Here is a 21,144-nt window from a genome sequence, read left to right as displayed (position 1 = left end):
TTTAGTTTATTTCCATTCAAAATCACCATTTTCAACAGACCAATCATTCCCAAAAAAACCAGCACATTTCACAGCTGTCATTCCGTTTGTTAAAACCTCATCGTTAAACAATAGTAAATCAGGAAATGTGCTGCCATTAACTAAATAATGATTCATATAGGCTGCTTTCATGCCTTTTTCTCCTGTGGCTGTAATAACGCCAATACTAGCATAGTCACTGTTTTTATTAGGTAGAATAAAATACATTCCCCACTGGTTTCCTTTCAGTTTTTTTCCGTTAAAATCTATTTCATTATTTTTTACTTGGATTGGGCTACCTTTCAATAATTTTTTCCAAGCTGTATTATTACTTTTATTTCCATAAATTATCACATTACGATTGGTGTATTTTTGTATCGAAAAATCAACATCTTTTACAATCTCAACAGAACCATTTGCTCTATACCAAAAAGTTTGAGCATCAAATTTTGCTCGATTATAATACCATTCATTTTCAATTTCAGATCCTTTTGTTGCATAAACAAATACAACATTATTTCTAAAGGCATCTTTAAAACCACCATTTCTATGAGGCCCTTTTTCTTGTAAAGAAGGAGCTTTAGTTAATGTCCAAATATTATCTGTTTTCTTAAAAAATGCTTTAGTATTATTTGATACTTTAAATTTAGCTCCATCAATATCAATGGAGTTAATGGTATCCCTTAATTTTGAAAAATCGATTTCAATCAAAGTAGTATTATCTGTTTTCAAGACATATGATTTTTCTTTTTTAAAATTAAAAGAGCTTATTTCAAAAGGAATTTCTTGCTGATGTATTGTTACAAAATGAGATTTAGAAGATACACCAGGAGATCCTGTATAGAATTCTAAAGTCTTTATATCTGCATCATTTTTTATACTATGCCATTTAAAATAATTAAATATGGGATCCCAATCTAAACTATGATTTCCATACCAGTGTTCACCATCAGGATATTCATAGTAATTATAATCGTTATGAAATTTACCTAAACGTTTTCTCATATCTTGTGCTATATAAGTAGGCACAACATTATCTTTTTCTCCATGTAAAATATAAACGCCATAATGTAAATAATTACGAATTAGCTTAAGAGTTCTACTTGGTGTACCTGCTCTTTCAATTATGGTTTCAACGGGAGTTTTTATATGGTCTATTTTTAAACGTTCTATAGTTTTTGGTGCCATACCTAATTTAAAAAGATCTTCGTCTGGCATTTTTAATGTTTGTTTTAAAAAACCGTCTCTATACAAAAGTAAATCTGGATATCCTGCACAAGGCGCAATTGCAGCAAATTTATCTGGATAGGTTGCTCCTAAATACCAAGTACCATGACCTCCCATAGAATGCCCTGTTAAATATATATGTTTAGGGTCTGGATTGTATATTGTTTTTGCATTTGCTAAAACTTCTATAGCATCCAATCTACCCCAATCTTCCCAGGCAAAACCAAATGGACGTCTATTGGTAGGTGCTATTATGTTACCCCAATCTTTTTGTTTATAAGCATTAGCTTGATTAACAGCTTCTACAGAAGCACCATGAACAGATAAAAACAGCGCGCCATTTTTTAATGTATCATTACTAGATGGTGCCACGCTATAATATTGTATGCTTCCATCTATATTACTTACAAAAGTGCGTTTATGATGTTTATGGTTTGATTTAATTTGTAAGGTGATATCCTGAAAATCTATTGTTTCTTTTTTCTCATTATTTAACTGTAGATTTAATTGACTTTCACCGATTTTGGTATCTTTTGATACAGCAGCTATTTCAAAAGTAACTTTTCTAACACTCATAGGTGAGATACTAGGAATATTAGAGGTTAATGTAATTCCATTAAATTGAGACGTAATAGTATAATTTTTTACCCAATTTTCACTTGCATTTACAATACGTATGGCTCCTTTATATTTGTTGCTTTCTTCTATTAATATGTCAGGTAGTGTTAAATCTCTAGTAGTAAATTGTACTTTAGTTTTCGGTTCTATCAATCTTGCACGAATTCTAGGAAATCGTCCAACTTTTAAAAGAAACGTATTGATGCCTTTCTTTAATGTTAATGGAATTAAATTCCAACCAAAATCGTAATGGTCTCCTTCATGGGGTAGCCCATTAATTAAAATCAAAGAATGTCCAGATGCTTCAAATAGTACTGTTTTTGTGTTTTTTGAATTATAAGTAAAATATATATAGCTAGACTTTAAATTTTTTCCAGTAAAACTATTTGTTGAATCTGTTGTTATTGATTTCCATATCATTTCATTGCCTAAATAATCAATATCAAAAACATCATTATTTTTAACTTTGTATTTAGTGTCTTTTAAAAACTTATCAAAAATTGGATCTTTTGGAAATGATGATGATTCAAAACCAAGTTTTTTAGTTTCTAAAATGAATGCAGATTTGAAGATATGTAAAAGTTTGCCTTCTTTAATATCATTCACTTTTTCTTTTCCAAAATATTCTACAATATTTCCTGTTTTATTCTGCGAGAAAAGAATACTAGCTGAAAAGAAAACAAAAATAAAAATAGAATAATTAATTTTAAGCATAACAAATTTGATTTAAAAGGTATGTAGTAATTAATAAAATTAATTACTACATACCAGTTTCAAATATTTTTCGACTAATAACTATAGATACGAGTTAAATAACAAATAAAAAGCCTCAACATCTGTTGAGGCTTTTTATTTGTTATTTATATTCTATTAATTTAATGTATACCTACTAAATCACCAGAAATATTTTTTGAGGGTAAATCTGATTTACCCATTAAGTATATATCAACTTGACGTGCAGCTTCTCTTCCTTCAGAAATAGCCCATACAATTAACGATTGTCCACGACGCATATCTCCAGCAGTAAATATATTAGGGATATTTGTTTGGTATTTACCATAGTCTGCTTTGTAATTAGAACGTGCATCTCTGTTTAATCCTAATTGATCGGCAATAGTGCTTTCAGGTCCTGTAAATCCAAGTGCTAATAATGCTAAATCACATGGCCATGTTTTTTCGGTTCCTTCAATTTCTATTAATTTAGGACGTTCGCCAGGAATCATTTCCCATTCAACATTAACCGTTTTTAAAGCAATTAGCTTTCCGTTTTCGTCCTTTACAAACTCTTTTGTGTTTATTAACCAGTTACGTTCAACACCTTCTTTATGAGAAGACGATGTTTTTAACTGTAATGGCCAATAAGGCCATGGAGTAGTTGGAGAACGATGCCCTGGAGGTTTCGGCATAATTTCAAAATTAACTACCGATTTTGCACCATGACGGTTAGACGTTCCAATACAATCTGAACCTGTATCTCCACCACCAATAACGATTACATCTTTATCGGTTGCCATAACTTGGTTTTCAATTTTTTGACCGAAAACAACTTTGGTTTGTTGCGTTAAGAAATCCATAGCTTGCACCACGCCATCGGCATCAATACCAGGAGTTGGTAAGCTTCTTCTTTCTGTAGCACCACCACAAAGAACAACTGCATCAAAGGCTTTTAATTCTTTTACATCGTAGTTTACACCAACATTTATATTGGTTTTAAATATAATGCCTTCAGCTTCTAAAATAGCTACACGACGATCTATAATACCTTTTTCCATTTTAAAATTAGGAATACCGTAGCGTAATAAACCACCAATAGCATCATCTCTTTCAAAAACAGTTACTAGATGTCCTGCTCTATTTAATTGTTGTGCAGTTGCTAAACCAGCAGGTCCAGAACCTACAACTGCAACTGTTTTACCGGTTCTTTCCTTAGGTGGTTGTGGTTTTATCCAACCTTCTTTAAAAGCACGTTCAACAATATTTTTTTCAATATTTTCAATAGAAATAGGATCTTCAATAATACCTAATACACAAGCTTGCTCACAAGGAGCAGGACACAAACGACCTGTAAATTCAGGGAAGTTGTTTGTAGAGTGTAATATCCAAGAGGCTTTTTGCCATTCACCTTGGTGTACCATATGATTGAAATCTGGAATTAAATTACCAAGTGGGCAACCACTATGGCAAAAAGGAATACCACAATCCATACAGCGAGAACCTTGTTCGGTAATATCTTTATCACTTAAAGGTACTGTAAATTCATTATAATGTTCTACACGTTCTGGTACAGGCGTGTACGTTTCATCTTTTCTTTCGAATTCTTTAAAACCTGTTACTTTTCCCATCGTATTATGCTATTTCTAATTCTTCAACCATTACTTCTCCTTTTGCTAAACGCTCTAATGCTTTCTTGTATTCAGTAGGCATTATTCGAACAAAGTTCTTTAAGCTATTATCCCAATCGGCTAATAATTTTTTAGCAAGATTACTATCTGTATATAAAACATGTTTTTCAATCCATGATTTTAAATCGGCAGCATCTTCTGGTAAGATATCTTCAAAATCTATAGTTTCTGTATTACACAAACCATTTACAAATTTGTTTTCTGGATCGTATACATAAGCAATACCACCACTCATACCTGCAGCAAAGTTTCTACCTGTACTACCAAGTACGATAACTTTACCCCCAGTCATATATTCACAACAGTGATCTCCTACACCTTCAACAACTGTAGTTGCTCCAGAGTTACGAACTGCAAAACGTTCGCCGGCAATACCGTTAATATAAGCTTCACCTTGTACAGCTCCAAATAAACATACATTACCTACTATAATGTTATTTTCTGCAATAAAATCTGCTTTAGCAGGTTTTTTAACAATAATTTTAGCTCCAGATAAACCTTTACCTAGGTAATCATTGGTATTTCCTTCAAGGTTGAAAGTAAGTCCGTGTGCACCAAATGCTCCAAAACTTTGTCCAGCAGAACCTTTAAAGTTTATATTTAAAGTGTTTTCAGGTAAACCTAGATGTCCGTGAGCTTTAGAAATTTCGTTACTAATAATAGCACCAACTGAACGGTCTATATTGTTAATAGGGAATTCTAAAGTTGTTGGAACTTTATTAGCAATCGCTGTTCTAGAGTGTTTTAAGATGGTAAAATCTAAAACATTTTCTAAACTATGATCTTGTTTCTCAGAATTTTTAACCGGCATCTTGCTATAAGAAGCTGGTCTGTGTAAGATAGATGACAAATCTAATCCTTTTGCTTTATAATGCTTAATGGCTTTATTAGCATTTATTTTATGAGTTTGACCAATCATTTCATCCATTGTACGGAATCCTAATTGTGCCATAATACCTCTTAATTCTTCAGCTATATAGTAGAAGAAATTAATAACGTGTTCTGGTGTGCCTTTAAAGTTTTTACGTAAATCTTTATCTTGAGTCGCAATACCTACAGGGCAAGTATTTAAATGACATTTACGCATCATAATGCAACCTGAAGCTACTAATGGTGCTGTTGCAAATCCAAATTCTTCCGCTCCTAATAAACAAGCTATAGCAACATCGCGACCAGTTTTTAATTGGCCATCACATTCTACAACAATACGAGAACGTAAATTGTTTAATACAAGAGTTTGTTGTGCTTCTGCTAACCCAAGTTCCCAAGGAAGTCCTGCGTGTTTTAATGATGTTAAAGGAGAAGCTCCTGTACCACCATCATAACCAGCAATAAGAACTACATCTGCTTTTGCTTTAGAAACACCTGCAGCAATAGTACCAACACCTACTTCTGATACTAGTTTTACATTAATTCGTGCTTCACGATTTGCGTTTTTTAAGTCGTAAATTAACTGCGCTAAATCTTCAATAGAATAAATATCGTGATGCGGTGGAGGTGAAATCAAACCTACAAAAGGTGTTGAGTTACGTGCCGATGCAATCCATGGTAATACTTTTTCTCCAGGTAATTGCCCACCTTCTCCAGGTTTAGCACCCTGAGCCATTTTTATTTGAATTTCTCTTGCATTAGATAAGTAATGCGAAGTTACTCCAAAACGACCAGAAGCTACTTGCTTAATAGCAGAGTTTCTGCTATCTCCGTTAGCATCAGGAATAAAACGTTTTCTGTCTTCTCCACCTTCACCAGAATTAGATTTTCCTCCAATTCGGTTCATGGCAATGGCTAAATTTTCGTGAGCTTCTCTAGAAATAGATCCGTAAGACATGGCACCTGTTTTAAATCGTTTTACGATATCGGTCCATGGTTCTACTTCATCTAATGGAATAGGATCTAAATTATCAAACTCAAATAAACCACGAATGGTCATTAAGTTTTCTGCTTGCTCATTAACTGCTTTAGCATATGTATCATAACTAGCTTGATCGCTTAATCTAACCGCTTGTTGTAGTTTTGCAACTGTTGTAGGGTTAAACATGTGGCGTTCGCCATTTCGTCTCCATCTATAATCGCCACCAATATTTAAACCTAATCGTTTATCAATATAAGTGTCTGGATACGCATATTTGTAGCGTTCGCTAATTTCTTTTTCAATTTCATATAAACCAATACCTTCAATTCTTGAAGCCGTATATGGGAAATATTTTTCTACGAATTGCGAGTTGAAACCAACAATTTCGAATATTTGAGAACCTCTGTACGAATGTAATGTAGAGATTCCAATTTTGTTCATCACTTTTAAAATACCTTTTCCAATGGCTTTGTTGAAATTATCAACAGCTTTTTGCTCGTCAATACCTTCAATAAAACCTTCTTTTACTTGCATTCTAATTATTTCGTTAACCATGTATGGGTTAACGGCGCTAGCTCCGTAACCAAACAATGTAGCAAAATGATGCGGTTCACGAGGTTCGGCAGATTCAATAATAATATCGAAATAAGAACGCTTACGTAAACGGTTCAATTGATGGTGTACATAAGAACAAGCTAGTAAAGACGGAATAGGAGCAAACTCTTTATTAACACCTCTATCTGATAAGATAATGATATTCGTTTTTCTTAATAAGGCTTTTTCTATTTGTACAATAATATCATCTAAAGCGTCTTCAAGTCCGTTAAGACCTTTTTCTTTTGGATATAACATTTCAATAGTTTCAGCTTTAAAGCTTTCTATTGATATGTTTCTTATTTTTTCTAAATCTGCATTAGAAATAACAGGGTTTTGAATTTTTAATTTTCTACACTGTCTTTCTGTAATACTGAAAATATTTCTATCCTTACCTAATGATAAGCTAATATCTGTTACAATTTCTTCACGAATACCATCTAAAGGCGGGTTTGTAACCTGCGCGAATAATTGTTTAAAGTAATTAGAAATAAGTTGAGGTCTATCAGATAAAACAGCTAAAGGCGTGTCAATCCCCATAGAGCCTAAAGCTTCTTTACCAACTATTGCCATTGGCGTGATAACTTCTTGAATATCCTCGAATGTATAGTTAAATAAACGTTGTCTTGTTTTTATATCGATAGTTTCGATAGGACACGTTGTATTTGTATATGGTACATCTTTTAAATGCAATCTTGTTTTTTCTAACCATTCTTTATAAGGTCTTTCAGAAACAATTTTACTTTTAATTTCTTCATCGTTAATAATACGCCCTTCATTCATGTCTACCAAGAACATTTTTCCTGGCTCTAAACGACCGTGGCTTTCAACGTCTTCTGGTGCAACTTCTACAACACCAATTTCTGAAGACATAATTAATTTGCCACTTTTGGTAACCGTATATCTTGAAGGTCTTAATCCATTACGGTCTAATAAAGCTCCAACATAATCACCATCAGTAAAAGGAACAGAAGCTGGTCCATCCCAAGGTTCCATAATACAAGCATTATAATCGTAAAATGCTTTGCGTTCCTCAGACATGGTTTTGTGTTTTTCCCATGCTTCAGGAATCATCATCATCATTACTTCTGGTAACGAACGTCCAGTATGTGTTAATAATTCAACAACCATATCCATTGAAGCAGAATCTGACTTTCCTGGTAATATAATTGGGAATAATTTATCTATTTGAGGTCCGAAGACATCACTTTTCATAATTTCTTCACGAACACGCATTCTACTTACGTTACCTCTCAAAGTATTAATCTCTCCATTCTGACACATATAACGGAATGGTTGTGCCAATTCCCATGCTGGCATGGTGTTAGTAGAGAAGCGTTGGTGCACTAAAGCTAAACGTGTTACTAAATCTTCTTGTTGTAAATCTGTAAAATAAGGCCCAATATCTTCTGGCATTATAATACCTTTATATATTAAAGTTGTAGTAGATAAACTTGGTATATAGAAGTAATCACTTTGAGATATTTTTGAAAGTCTTATAGTGTGCTCAGCAATTTTTCGAGCAGCATATAATTTTGCTTTAAAAGTAGCTTCATCAATAGCTTCTGTTTTTCCAATAAAGATTTGCTCTATATTAGGTTCTGAAGCTAAAGCTATTTCTCCTAATTGCGAAGAATCTACAGGAACTTCACGCCATCCTAAAATAGAAAGTCCTTGTGCTTTTATTTCTTTTTCAAAAGTGTCTTTACAAAATTGATATTGGTTTGATACTTTTGGTAAAAACAGCATACCTACTGCATATTCTCTTTGAGCTGGGATTTCAAAATCACATACTCTTTTAAAATAATCATGAGGTATATCAATTAATAAACCAGCACCATCACCAGTTTTTCCGTCGGAGCTAACACCTCCACGGTGTTCTAATTTAACTAGAATTTCTAACGCATCATGAATGATTTGATTTGTTTTTTCTCCTTTGAGATTACAAATAAAACCTGCGCCACAATTTTCGTGTTCAAATTCAGGTAAATAGAGTCCTTGTTTCTTCAGCATAATCAACAAATTTTGGTTTAAAAACTTGAGTCGAAAGGCTAAGATATAACCTAGTTTTTAAATAACAATAGAGGATAATTCATTATTCCGATTTTTTAAGAGAAGCAAAGCTAAAAATACTTATATATCAATAATAATGAGATTTTTTAATAAATATTCAATTCATAATAATTAGGCATAAATACATATATGTGAATTAATATTAAAGAATTCTCTTAATGATAAAAATAAAATCATTAAAAACTGACAAATATTGATAAATCCTCAAAGGATTTGATTGCTGAAAAACCAAAAAATCAAAAAATAAACAAAATACCTCTAAAAAAATGGGGTAAAAAATAGAATATTGACAAAAGTAACTCAATTACCCCTATTTTTTATGGGGGTTAAAACTTTTTGATATAGTTTTACGCCATTCTTAAGGAAAAATTAACCAAAAAATTAATAACTTAAAAATTAAACATTATGAAAAAATTAATTACACTTTCAATGCTTCTTATGGCAACTGTATTATTTGCACAGGAGGAAGAAAAACCAGCTTTAACAATTAGTGGTAGTGTTGATGCTTATTATCAAACATATTTAACTGCTTCAGATAATGCAGGACAATCTTTCGGTACTGCTTTTGCAGGTCAATCTGGTTTTGCTGTTGGTATGGGTAATATAATAGCTAGCTACGAAGGAGAAAAAGTAGGAGCTGTTCTTGATTTAGTTACTGGGCCAAGAGGTGCAGGTGCAACCTTTAATACTGATATTGTTGATGGTATTGTAAACCAAGCTTATGTTTACTGGAATGTTTCAGAAGGAACTACTTTAACATTTGGTAGATTTAATACTTTTTTAGGATATGAAGTTATTGCTCCTGCAGCAAACTTTAACTATAGCTGTTCATATTTATTTTCTAACGGACCTTTTTCTCATGTAGGTATGAAAGCAGATTTTGCTTTATCTGATGATTGGAGCTTAATGTTAGCAATAACTAATCCATGGGATACTAATGATATTTCTACTTCTGGTGAATATGCACTTGGAGCACAATTAGGTTTTTATGGACAATATTTAAACTTATATTATGATAGCGGAAATGCTGGAGGTTTAGGTTTTGAAATTGATTATACAGGTGGTTTCGATTTATCTGATTCTTTCTTCTTAGGTATTAACGCTGCATACAACGATAATGACGGTTCTGGTTTCTATGGTGCTGCTTTATATCCTCAAGTTGCTGCTTCTGATGCTTTTTCTTTAGGATTAAGAGGTGAGTACTTTGGTTTACATGGAGATGCTAATCCAGCTGAGGAAAGTGTTTTAGCACTTACTTTAACAGGAAGTTTAGTTATTGAAGATAATTTAATTATCAAACCAGAAATCAGATTAGATTCTTGGACTGACGCTATGCCGTATGTAGATTCAGATGGTCTTGCATCAGATAATTTAGCTGCATTTACTTTAGCTGCAATAGTGACTTTCTAAGGAATTCACAAAATAAAATTAATAAAGAGAATAAATATAGTTTCTGTTCTCTAAGAACAGAAACTATATCCCTTTTTAACACTAACCCTTAAAATTATATATTATGTCAATGTTAAACATGCCCCTTATAATTCAAGACACCGCCGCAATAGAAGGCGACATGGGAATGATGTGGATGCTTATTTCAGGTATCTTAGTATTCTTCATGCAAGCAGGATTTTTCTTAGTTGAATCTGGAATGACAGATTCTAAAAACGCAGTGAATATCGCCATGAAAAATTTCTTGGACATTGCAGTTGGTTCTTTAGCTTTCTGGTTTGTTGGATATTCATTAATGTATGGTGCTGATCAAGGTGGAGGTTTCTTTCACTGGGGAGGATTTACTTTTTCTCAAGGAGCTGCCGATTTATTCTTTCAAACTGTGTTTGCTGCTACAGCTGCAACTATTGTTTCTGGAGCTATTGCTGGAAGAACAAAATACACAACTTATGCAATTTTTAGTATTATATTAACTGCTGTAATTTACCCTATCGCTGGTGGTTGGGAATGGAACGGTGGTTGGTTAAATAATACTGACGGAATTATGCCTGCTGAATTTATTGATTTTGCTGGATCTTCTATTGTTCACTCTGTAGGTGGATGGGCTGCTTTAGTTGCTGCTTGGATGGTAGGACCAAGAATTGGTAAATTCTTAGACGGAAAACCTGTTGAAATGCATGGTCATAACCAAATGTATGCCACTTTAGGTGTATTTATTCTTTGGTTAGGATGGTTTGGTTTTAATGGTGGTTCTCAATTAGCTTGGGGTGGTGACGATGCTACTGCTGCTTCTCAAGTAGTACTAGTAACTAATTTAGCTGCTGCAGCTGGTGCGTTAAGTGCATTATTATTTACTTGGATTAAAAACGGAAAACCTAATTTAGGTATGACATTAAACGGAGCGCTTGCAGGTCTTGTAAGTATTACTGCAGGTTGTGGTAATATGAGCGAAGGTGGTGCAGTATTAGCTGGTTTAATTGGTGGTATTCTTGTTGTACTTTCAATAGGATTTATTGAAAAAACATTAAAAATTGATGATGCTGTTGGTGCTATTTCAGTACACGGTGTTGCTGGTGCTTGGGGGACTTTAGTTATAGGTCTTTGGGGTATTGATGGTGATACTGGTATTGGATTATTCAATGGTGGAGGTGCTGCTCAATTAGGAGCACAAGCTATAGGCGTGTTAGCATATGCTGTATGGGCAATTGTTTTATCTTTTATTTTCTTAGGAATTATGAAAAAGACAGTTGGACTTAGAGTTTCTGAAGCAGAAGAAATTGCAGGTCTTGATATCTCTGAACACGGAACATTAGCTTACCCAGGAAAAAGACAAAGAGAAATGGAAGATTAATTTCTATTACTATAATACACTTTTTTTGAAAATTTGATAAAAAGATGCCTTATTTATAAGGCATCTTTTAATTGTTTAAAAATGGTGGGTTTAGATTTTAAAAGAACCTAAATATTCTTTAATATTGAATACTAAACAATTTAAGATAATATTATTATGAAGAAAATTGAAGCAATTATTAGAAAATCAAAGTATCGCGTCGTTAAAGAAGCTTTGCATGATGTTGGTGTTAATTTTTTCTCTTACTGGGATGTTACTGGTTTGGGAAATGAAAAAGAAGGCCATGTTTATAGAGGGGTATCTTACAGTACCAGCGATATACAAAGAAGGTATATATCAATCGTTGTGAATGATGATTTTGAAGAGGCAACTATACAAGCAATTCTTAATTCTGCTGGAACAGGAGAAGTTGGAGATGGTAAAATATTTGTATCAGATGTTACAGAGTGTTACAGAATACGTACAGGAGAAAAAGGAGGAGATACTTTAAAATAACTAACCGTCAATAAAATAAGACAATAAAATATAATTATGGAATTATTAACAACAAATAATGTATGGATGATGATCTGTACAGCGCTGGTTTTCTTTATGCATTTAGGTTTTGCATTTTTAGAAATCGGATTAACTAGACAAAAAAACACAATAAACATATTATTTAAAAACATTTTTATTATTACTATCGGGCTATTATTATATTGCTTAGTAGGTTTTAATTTAATGTATCCAGGTTTTGCTGAAGGTTCTTCAGGAATTTTTGGTTTTGCAGGTTTTGGCTTAGATTCACCACTAACAGCTGAAGGTGCTTTAGATTTAACATATAATGAAGGCTATACGTATTGGACAGATTTCTTATTCCAAGGTATGTTTGCAGCAACTGCAGCAACCATAGTTTCTGGAGCTGTAGCTGAGCGTATGAAAATTGTACCATTTATGATTTTTGCTATTGTTTATGTTGGGTTTGTTTACCCAATTGCAGGGTCTTGGAAATGGGGTGGCGGATTTTTACAAATGCTAGATACACCTTTTTATGATTTTGCAGGTTCAACTCTAGTGCACTCTGTAGGAGGCTGGGCAGCTTTAGTGGCTGTTTGGTTATTAGGATCTCGTATTGGGAAATTTAAAGATGGAAAACCACAAGCTATTCCAGGTCATAATATTCCATTAGCTACTGCAGGAGTTTTAATCCTTTGGTTAGGATGGTTTGGGTTTAATGGAGGTTCTGTACTTTCTGCCGATCCAGAATTAACATCGTTAACTTTAGTTACTACATGTTTAGCTGCAGCAGCTGGTGGTGTAGTTTGTATGTTAGTTTCTACTGCGATGTTTAAGAATTTAGATTTAACAATGTTCTTAAACGGAATACTTGGAGGTTTAGTTGGTATTACTGCAGGAGCAGATCAAATGAGTCCAACAGATGCTATTATAATCGGAGCTATAGCAGGTGCTTTAATTGTATTTGCAGTGAGTTTTGTAGATAAATTAAAATTAGATGATCCTGTTGGAGCCATTGCTGTACATCTTATTTGTGGTATCTGGGGAACATTAGCAGTTGGTTTATTTGGTAACTTAGCAGGAATGGATCAATTTATTAGCCAATTAATAGGTGTTGGTTCTTATGCCGTATTTTGTTTGGTAACAGCGTTTATTATTATTTATACGCTTAAGAAAACAATGGGAATAAGAGTTTCTGAAAAAGAAGAATTAGAAGGATTAGATGCTCATGAACACGGTATGGATGCTTATCCAGACTTTAGATTAAATGAGCATTAGGATATAATAATATTTAGTTAGTGTTAAAAAGGATGTCTTACTTTATGTAAGGCATCCTTTTTATTTGAATATATCTTTTTAACCTAAGCAGAATTCAATTTATTACACAACAGGATTTATTGCTACTGTAGGTGTTAAGAATAACGGTTGTTTTTAAAGCCTTTCTCCTTCTCTAATGGTTGTTGAAAAATCCATTTTAGGTTCTGCTAAATATGGTTTTAGTGGTAATTATTAAACTTAAGAGCGTGAATTTAATGCATAAAAAAACCTTCTCATTGAGAAGGTTTTTTTATATAAATATTTTAAATATTAATTAAGCAGAATTTCTACTCGCATTAATATTTCCAAATAAAGAACGTGTTACAATTTTTTCATATATTTTTAATTGTTCTTCGTCTTTTACGTCTTCTTTCATAAGCTCTTGAATCTTTTTAAGAGCATATTGTTGTATTGTAAGTAATGGTAAAACTATAGATTCTCTTACTTCAATAGATGCTTTTCCAGAAGGCTCATTTTCCATAAGTTCTTTGTAGCCTGTAAGTTTAAGTAAAAGCGATTTTGTGGTATTGTACTCTGCGTAAATAATCTTCCAGAAATCACCAAATTCTTCGTCTTTAGACATATATTTAGTTAAATCGAAAAACGATTTGGTTAAAGACATCATACTATTTTCTAAAAGTGTTTTAAAGAATTTAGAGTTTTTGTAAAGTTGTTCTACTTTATAAAATTCTCCTTTTTCTTCATATTTCTTTAGAGCTGTACCAACACCGTAAAATCCAGGAACGTTTTGTTTTAACTGACTCCAAGACCCTACAAAAGGAATAGCTCTTAAATCTGAAAATATTAATTTATCAGAAGTTCCTCTTTTAGATGGTCTACTACCAATATTGGTCTTTGCATAAAACTTTAAAGTACTCATTCTTTCTAAGTAAGGAATAAACATCTCATGCTTTTTGAAGTTTTTGTATGCTTCATAGCTTGTTTCAGCTAAATCAGTCATAACAGCTTTGTCTTCTTTAGACATTAAATGTTTGTCTTTTCCAATACGGTTAGACATACCAGAACTAATAAGTTGTTCTAAGTTGTATTGCGACGAATCTAAAGTTCCGAAATTAGAACTAATGGTTTGTCCTTGTATAGTAAGCTGTACTTCTTTGTCTTCAATAGTTGGTCCTAAAGAAGAATAAAATTGGTGTGTTTTTCCTCCTCCACGAGCAGGAGGTCCACCGCGCCCGTCAAAGAATATGGCAGTAATGTCGTATTTTCTAGACATTTCAGTAAGCAGTTCTTTGGCTTTATAAATTCCCCAATTTGCCATTAAATAACCACCGTCTTTTGTTCCGTCAGAGAAACCAAGCATAATAGTTTGTTTGTTGCCACGACGTTCAAGATGTGCTCTATATGCAGGGTTAGTATATAGTTGTTCCATAACATCTGGTGCATTTTCTAAATCTGGAATTGTTTCAAAAAGCGGTGCTACGTCTACTGTTAAATCTTCTTGAAATGCTGTTAGTTTTAGCATCGCAAAAAGTTGCATCACATTAAGAGCTGTTTGGTTGTTACTAATAATGTATCTATTAGCACCTCGTTCACCATTAGATTCTTGTATGTCTTTAATAACTTTAATAGTTTTTAAAGTATTATGAGTCATTTCATCTTCAAAAACATCAACATCTATTAGTGAGTCTGTTTTTACTTCTGATAAAATTTTCACTTGCTCCTTATCGGATAAATCATGATAATTTTTAGGGAACGATTCGTGTCCATTTTCAATTAAATTATTAATAACAGTTGTAAATACACCATGGTGTATTCTACTATCTTGACGAATATCTAAAGTTGCAAAATTAAAGCCAAACAGGTGAATTCTATTTATTAAGTTATTTATTTCACTTACATACAAAGATTGGTGTTTTTCTATAATAAGGTTTCTAATACTCAATAATTCTGTAAGAAGCTCTTTAGCTGTAATGGTTTCAGAAGCGTTTAAATTTACGCTATAGTTATACATGATAGTTTCTAAACGAATAATACGATTTTCAACGCCTCTAAAGGTTAGTTTACGTCTTAATTTTTTAAGATCTGAATAGTATTTTTTTAATATAGCTTGTTTTAGCTTATTAGCAACTTTTAATGTGGTGTCTGGTTTTACAAAAGGGTTTCCATCTCGGTCACCACCAGGCCAAAAGCCAATATTAATTATTTCATTGTGTTTTTTACCATCGTCGTAAATATTCTGTTGAATATAATTGTAAATTTCTCCAAAAGAATGATAAAACACATTTTCTAAATACCATATTAAGCTTTTTGCTTCATCATAAGGTGTTGGCTTTTTGTGTTTAAAGAAAGGTGTTTTTCCTAATTGAGCAAACAAATCATTAATACCAGATAGGTCATTGTTTTTAATAGCGGCTGTTAAATCGGTAATAATACCAAGTACAGTTCCTGGATAAAATTGTGTTGGATGCGCTGTTAAAACAATACGAACTTTAAATTCTTCTAAATAGTTTTTTAATTCTTCTAATTTGTTTTCAGAAGTAGCCGTTTCTTTAAGATTTCTTAAAGTGCCAATACCTTCCATATTATTTACAACTGGGAAAGCAGCATCTTCAACGGCGTCAAATAATACAACTTGTCGTTCTATATATTGTATAAATCTAAATAATAGATTTATTTGACTTTCTTTAGAACGTCTTCCTTGGTATTTCTTGAAAAAAGTATCAACAATAGTGGTTGGGTCGTCTCCGTTTTTAAACCCTTTTTCACAGGTTTCATGAAATAAAGGAAGAAGAACTCCTGTTTTTGTTATAGTATCAAAAGGTAGTGTCATAAATATACTGTTGTATATTTGATATTTAGACAAAACGCTTTGTTTGAATCGTGTTAATTTCGGCTCTACTGACATGGTATCGTTCTATTGAAAATTAGTCATAAAAATAGTAAAGCTAAAGTTAAGGATCATGGTCTTGCTAAAGTTTTATCAATTTTTGTTGTTTGATGAATTCTAGTTAAGAATAATTAAAAAAAACAGGAGCTATCACCATATCTTTCTAATGAATAACCCTATTTAAATAGTCTTTTTTAAGAAACTGCTTATAAGAGACTATGATATATATCATATTTCTAGGTAAAAGAACAGCATACTTTTACAGATTATTATATTAAAAACATATATAGATGAAACACCCATAATTATTATGGATGTTACATGTGATAATTGATAAACAATAAACATAAACACATGAAAAAAGCACATTCATTTCATATTCCAGTAATGGGAATTGGATTCACAATAGATTCTCCTTTAAAGGTGGCTCAATATGGTATAGATTCTGTTATTTCTTTGGTAGATGATATTCTTATAGAGAAATTAAGAAAAATGTATAGTGAGAAATTTGAGATTCCTTATAGCGAAATCACAGATAAAGTAGACGATTTTAGAGCGAAAAGAATCACTTCTTATTTAAACTTGATAAACGATGCTGTTGATAAAAAGTTTGAAGCGTTAAAAAATATAACACTTGAAAAGAGTGATGATATGAAGGCTTATATAAATATGTTGCCTTCAAACTCATCAATAAAAGCAGAGTTTAAAAAATTAACAGAAACAGGATTTAATGTTAATGAAATTAAAAGTTGGGCGTCTAAAAACTTAGTAAAAGGAAGCATAGATGTTAATATCATGACTAAGGTTGATAAGGACAACTATATTAAAAACGAACAATTACCTTCAGAATATAATGATGCTCATGCTGCTTTAAGAGGTTTTGCAAATAGCAAATTAAATGCTTCGGTAGTATTATCTGCAGGAATGAATCCTAGACTGTATGCTTATATGGGGCAGTTTGATGATTTTTATCCAACCGAAGATGGAACTTTTAAAAAGAAAATTATTTTAAAAGTAAGCGATTATAGATCGGCGTTAATTCAAGGTAAGTTTTTAGCTAAAAAAGGATTGTGGGTTTCAGAATACAGAATAGAATCTGGACTTAACTGTGGTGGTCATGCTTTTGCAACAGACGGTTATTTATTAGGGCCTGTTTTAGCAGAATTTAAAGAAAAAAGAGAAGAGTTAAGAGCGTCTATTGAAACATTATTGAATCAAGAATTAGAAAATCAAGGACGTATTATTTCTAAAACACCGTTAAAAATAGATATTACGTCTCAAGGAGGTATTGGTACGCATGAAGAGCAAGAGTTTTTAATTGATGAATATAATTTAGATGCCGTAGGTTGGGGAACGCCTTTTTTATTAGTTCCAGAAGCTACAACTGTTGATGAAAAAACTATAGATAATTTAATTGATGCCAAGGAAGACGATTTGTATTTAAGTGATATTTCTCCTTTAGGAATTCCGTTTAATAACCTTAGAGCAAATACAAAAGATTTAGAAAAAGAAGCCTTAATAAATAAAGGGAGACCAGGGAGTTCTTGTCCTAAAAAGTTTGTGTCACTAAACAAAGAATTTAACGACAAAGGCATTTGTATAGCGTCAAGAGAATACCAATATTCAAAAATAATGGAGCTAGATAATGAAGGTTTATCAGAAGCAGATTATCAAATAAAATTTAATAAAATAGTCGAAAAATCTTGTACATGTGTTGGTTTAGGCACGTCTGCTTTATTGGCTTATAATATAGAAACAAAAGGATTAGGAACAGGGGTGTCTATTTGCCCAGGTCCAAATATGGCATATTATTCTAAATTAATGAGTTTAAAAAATATGACCGATCATATTTATGGAAGGGATAATATGATTTCTAGAACAGATCGTCCTAATATATTTATTAAAGAGCTTTATATTTATATTGATTATTTGAAAAACAAATTAGAAGAAGTAAGTACAGACTTAACTAAGAAAGAAGAGAAGTATTTTAAAACATTTACTCGTAACATGAATGAAGGTCTGGGGTATTATAAATCGTTATTTAACGACTTAAAAAACACATTTCATGACATAAAAGATGAAGTTTTAAATGAATTAGATAAAGGAGAAGAAATATTAAAGCTAATAGCTTTAGAAATTGAAAACTTGTCAATTAACAATCAAAAATCTAAAGTTTTAGCCTAGTTTAAATTTTAGTTTTAAAAATTAGAGTTTTAGTTTTAGTAATTAAATAAGTATTTGTTTAATGAGAATTTAAATAATTGCTAAAAAGCTAATATCTCTTCAATTCTGCCTTATTTTTTGAGGTAAACTTAATTCGTTATAATTTTAATTAAGATATTTGTAAAAAGTAAAGCCTTGGCATAACTATTGGTTTTACTTAATTAAAACTATTTATTTTAATTAAGGATGGATTTAGTAAAAGAAATTAAACGACTTAAGGAAGAAAAGAATGCTGTAATTCTAGCGCATTATTATCAGGTTGCTGAAATACAAGATATTGCAGATTATGTAGGTGATAGTTTAGGTTTGTCGCAAAAGGCAGCTGAAACTGATGCCGATATGATTGTGTTTGCAGGTGTTCATTTTATGGCAGAGACCGCTAAAATTTTAAGTCCAGATAAAACAGTTGTTTTACCAGATTTAAATGCAGGTTGTTCGTTGGCAGATTCTTGTCCACCAGATGCTTTTGAAAAATTTACCAAATCACATCCAGATCATGTGGTTATTACTTATGTAAATTGTTCGGCAGAAATTAAGGCCTTAAGTGATATTGTTTGTACGTCTTCAAATGCTTTAAAAATAGTAGAATCTATTCCAAAAGAAACACCTATTATTTTTGCGCCAGATAAAAATTTAGGCGCTTATATAATTAAGGAAACAGGTAGAGATATGCTTTTATGGGACGGTAGTTGTATTGTACATGAGGCTTTTTCTATGGATAAATTAATTGAGTTACATAAAAAATATCCTGATTATAAAATTATAGCACATCCAGAATCTGAAGAACATATATTAAATACAGCAACGTATATTGGTTCTACTTCTGGGATGATAAATTATGTGAAGGATCATCAAGATCAAAAATTTATTGTAGCTACCGAAGCCGGTATTTTGCACAAAATGCAACAAGAAATGCCAAATACAGAGCTTATTCCTGCACCTGCTAAAGAAGATAATACTTGTGCTTGTAGTGAGTGTCATTTTATGAAAATGAATACACTTCAAAAACTATATGATTGTTTACTTAACGAGTCGCCACAAATTGATGTTCCTCAAGAAATACGAGAACGAGCTTTATTACCAATTGAACGTATGTTAGAGCTTTCTAAATAAACAATAATGACAACAAACTATTTAGTAATTGGTTCTGGAATTGCTGGTTTAACATTTTCGGTTAAAATAGCTGAAAAATTCCCTGACAGAAGGGTTGTTATAGTTACCAAGGCAAGTGAAGATGAATCTAACACTAAATATGCACAAGGAGGCGTTGCCGTTGTTTTAGATAAAGAAAACGACTCTTTTAAAAAACATATAAAAGATACATTAAAAGCAGGCGATGGGTTGTGTAATGAATCTGTTGTAAAAAAGGTTATAGAGGAAGGTCCTGCTAGACTAGAAGAGTTAATGCTTTGGGGGGCAAATTTTGATGTAGATGCAAGTGGAGAATTCGATTTAGGGAAAGAAGGAGGACATTCAGAATATCGCGTGTTACATCATAAAGATATTACAGGTTTTGAAATTGAACGTGCTTTACTTAAACGGGCACATCAATTAACAAATATAACTATTTTACCACATCATTTTGCTATAGATTTAGTTACAAATCACCATATAAAAGATCTTGAAGAAGAAAACTTGAAATGTTTTGGAGCTTATGTTTTCGACCAAAAAACAGGTGATATTTTTACCATAAAAGCGAATAGTACGCTGTTAGCTTCTGGAGGTATTGGTTGTGTGTATGGACATACTACAAATCCTCTAATTGCAACTGGCGATGGTATTGCCATGGCTTATAGAGCAAAAGCACGTATTAAAGATATGGAGTTTGTTCAATTTCACCCTACGGCATTATATGAGGAAAAAGGAGAATCTTCTTTTTTAATTTCAGAAGCTGTTAGAGGTTTTGGAGCCTATCTTAGAAATAAAGATGGTTACCGTTTTATGCCTAATTATGATGAGCGTGCAGAATTAGCATCTAGAGATATTGTATCTCAAAGTATTGATAGTGAATTAAAAAAATCGGGAGAATCTCATGTGTATCTAGATTGTACACATTTAGATATGAATGCTTTTGTTAAGCATTTTCCAAATATCTATAATAAGTGTTTAGAACATCATATTGATATTAAGACCGATTGGATCCCTGTAATTCCTGCATCTCATTATTTATGTGGTGGTATTAAAGTGAATAAAAAAGGAAAAACAACTATTGCAAATTTATTTGCTTGTGGCGAATGTTCTAGAACAGGCTTACATGGTGCAAACAGATTAGCATCTAATTCATTATTGGAAGCTTTGGTTTATGCGCATAATATTTTTAAATATCATACTAAACATGAAGAGTCAATTGTAGATGTAACAATCCCCGATTGGAATGATGAAGGCACAATTATACCTGAAGAACATATTTTAATTCAGCATAACCTTAAGCAATTACAAGCTTTAATGCGAAATTATGTTGGTATAGTAAGAAGTAATAAGCGTTTAAAACGTGCCATAAAACATTTAGATTTAATTTATAATGAAGTTGAAGATTTATATAAAGAATCTAAAATAACAACATCGCTTTGTGAGTTAAGAAATATGGTGAATGTTGCGCATTTAATTATTAGACAGTCTTTAGATAGAACTGAAAATAAAGGCGGTTATTACAATGTTGATAATGTTAAAAAATAAA

11 protein-coding genes are annotated in these 21,144 nt (G+C 32.1%); 7 read left to right on the top strand and 4 right to left on the bottom strand.

Annotated elements, in window-relative coordinates:
* Nucleotides 1-6: 6 nt before the first annotated feature.
* The 3 genes from ACH5TW_RS08815 to gltB all read right to left on the bottom strand — a co-directional run bounded on the left by ACH5TW_RS08815 (nucleotide 7) and on the right by gltB (nucleotide 8,724).
* Nucleotides 7-2,577, bottom strand: coding sequence for a carboxylesterase family protein (locus ACH5TW_RS08815; RefSeq protein WP_439336136.1), 2,571 nt, complete (start codon nucleotides 2,575-2,577; stop codon nucleotides 7-9).
* Nucleotides 2,578-2,738: 161 nt separating this feature from the next.
* Complete coding sequence (locus ACH5TW_RS08810; protein ID WP_439336135.1) at nucleotides 2,739-4,205, bottom strand: glutamate synthase subunit beta; 1,467 nt, start codon at nucleotides 4,203-4,205, stop codon at nucleotides 2,739-2,741.
* 4 nt (nucleotides 4,206-4,209) lie between these two features.
* Complete coding sequence (gene gltB / locus ACH5TW_RS08805) at nucleotides 4,210-8,724, bottom strand: glutamate synthase large subunit (RefSeq protein ID WP_439336134.1); 4,515 nt, start codon at nucleotides 8,722-8,724, stop codon at nucleotides 4,210-4,212.
* A 465-nt stretch (nucleotides 8,725-9,189) separates the two neighbouring features.
* On the opposite strand from gltB, the gene ACH5TW_RS08800 reads away from it, so the two are divergent.
* The 4 genes from ACH5TW_RS08800 (at nucleotide 9,190) to ACH5TW_RS08785 (ending at nucleotide 13,357) form a co-directional block, all read left to right on the top strand.
* Nucleotides 9,190-10,194: an outer membrane beta-barrel protein gene (locus ACH5TW_RS08800; RefSeq protein WP_439336133.1), complete on the top strand. Its 1,005-nt coding sequence runs from the start codon at nucleotides 9,190-9,192 to the stop codon at nucleotides 10,192-10,194.
* 103 nt (nucleotides 10,195-10,297) lie between these two features.
* Nucleotides 10,298-11,584: an ammonium transporter gene (locus ACH5TW_RS08795; RefSeq protein ID WP_439336132.1), complete on the top strand. Its 1,287-nt coding sequence runs from the start codon at nucleotides 10,298-10,300 to the stop codon at nucleotides 11,582-11,584.
* Between the two features lie 156 nt (nucleotides 11,585-11,740).
* Nucleotides 11,741-12,079, top strand: a complete 339-nt coding sequence (locus ACH5TW_RS08790; protein ID WP_439336131.1) for a P-II family nitrogen regulator — start codon at nucleotides 11,741-11,743, stop codon at nucleotides 12,077-12,079.
* Between the two features lie 36 nt (nucleotides 12,080-12,115).
* Complete coding sequence (locus ACH5TW_RS08785) at nucleotides 12,116-13,357, top strand: ammonium transporter (RefSeq protein ID WP_439336130.1); 1,242 nt, start codon at nucleotides 12,116-12,118, stop codon at nucleotides 13,355-13,357.
* Between the two features lie 313 nt (nucleotides 13,358-13,670).
* Here ACH5TW_RS08785 and ACH5TW_RS08780 read toward each other — a convergent pair whose 3' ends face one another.
* On the bottom strand, nucleotides 13,671-16,262 hold the full coding sequence (locus ACH5TW_RS08780) for a phosphoenolpyruvate carboxylase (protein ID WP_439336129.1): 2,592 nt from the start codon (nucleotides 16,260-16,262) through the stop codon (nucleotides 13,671-13,673).
* A gap of 336 nt (nucleotides 16,263-16,598) precedes the next feature.
* On the opposite strand from ACH5TW_RS08780, the gene ACH5TW_RS08775 reads away from it, so the two are divergent.
* The 3 genes from ACH5TW_RS08775 to nadB all read left to right on the top strand — a co-directional run bounded on the left by ACH5TW_RS08775 (nucleotide 16,599) and on the right by nadB (nucleotide 21,143).
* Complete coding sequence (locus ACH5TW_RS08775; RefSeq protein WP_439336128.1) at nucleotides 16,599-18,428, top strand: hypothetical protein; 1,830 nt, start codon at nucleotides 16,599-16,601, stop codon at nucleotides 18,426-18,428.
* 225 nt (nucleotides 18,429-18,653) lie between these two features.
* Nucleotides 18,654-19,580 (top strand): quinolinate synthase NadA, encoded by a 927-nt coding sequence (gene nadA / locus ACH5TW_RS08770; protein ID WP_439336127.1) that lies wholly within the window; start codon nucleotides 18,654-18,656, stop codon nucleotides 19,578-19,580.
* A 6-nt stretch (nucleotides 19,581-19,586) separates the two neighbouring features.
* Nucleotides 19,587-21,143 (top strand): L-aspartate oxidase, encoded by a 1,557-nt coding sequence (gene nadB, locus ACH5TW_RS08765; protein ID WP_439336126.1) that lies wholly within the window; start codon nucleotides 19,587-19,589, stop codon nucleotides 21,141-21,143.
* Nucleotide 21,144 lies beyond the last annotated feature (1 nt).

It is taken from the genome of Thalassobellus sediminis (genome assembly GCF_044386045.1).
GTDB lineage: Bacteria > Bacteroidota > Bacteroidia > Flavobacteriales > Flavobacteriaceae > Thalassobellus > Thalassobellus sediminis.
The sequence above is the reverse complement of the archived record's forward strand: the minus strand, read 5'-3'. Positions and strand labels throughout refer to the sequence as shown.

Excerpts from the sequence above, each read along its gene's own strand:
- ACH5TW_RS08775 (WP_439336128.1), top strand. The coding sequence starts at position 16,599 with ATGAAAAAAGCACATTCATTTCATATTCCAGTAATGGGAATTGGATTC.
- ACH5TW_RS08785 (WP_439336130.1), top strand. The coding sequence starts at position 12,116 with ATGGAATTATTAACAACAAATAATGTATGGATGATGATCTGTACAGCG.
- nadA (WP_439336127.1), top strand. The coding sequence starts at position 18,654 with ATGGATTTAGTAAAAGAAATTAAACGACTTAAGGAAGAAAAGAATGCT.
- ACH5TW_RS08815 (WP_439336136.1), bottom strand. The coding sequence starts at position 2,577 with ATGCTTAAAATTAATTATTCTATTTTTATTTTTGTTTTCTTTTCAGCT.
- gltB (WP_439336134.1), bottom strand. The coding sequence starts at position 8,724 with ATGCTGAAGAAACAAGGACTCTATTTACCTGAATTTGAACACGAAAAT.
- ACH5TW_RS08790 (WP_439336131.1), top strand. The coding sequence starts at position 11,741 with ATGAAGAAAATTGAAGCAATTATTAGAAAATCAAAGTATCGCGTCGTT.
- ACH5TW_RS08810 (WP_439336135.1), bottom strand. The coding sequence starts at position 4,205 with ATGGGAAAAGTAACAGGTTTTAAAGAATTCGAAAGAAAAGATGAAACG.
- ACH5TW_RS08795 (WP_439336132.1), top strand. The coding sequence starts at position 10,298 with ATGTCAATGTTAAACATGCCCCTTATAATTCAAGACACCGCCGCAATA.
- ACH5TW_RS08800 (WP_439336133.1), top strand. The coding sequence starts at position 9,190 with ATGAAAAAATTAATTACACTTTCAATGCTTCTTATGGCAACTGTATTA.
- ACH5TW_RS08780 (WP_439336129.1), bottom strand. The coding sequence starts at position 16,262 with ATGTCAGTAGAGCCGAAATTAACACGATTCAAACAAAGCGTTTTGTCT.
- nadB (WP_439336126.1), top strand. The coding sequence starts at position 19,587 with ATGACAACAAACTATTTAGTAATTGGTTCTGGAATTGCTGGTTTAACA.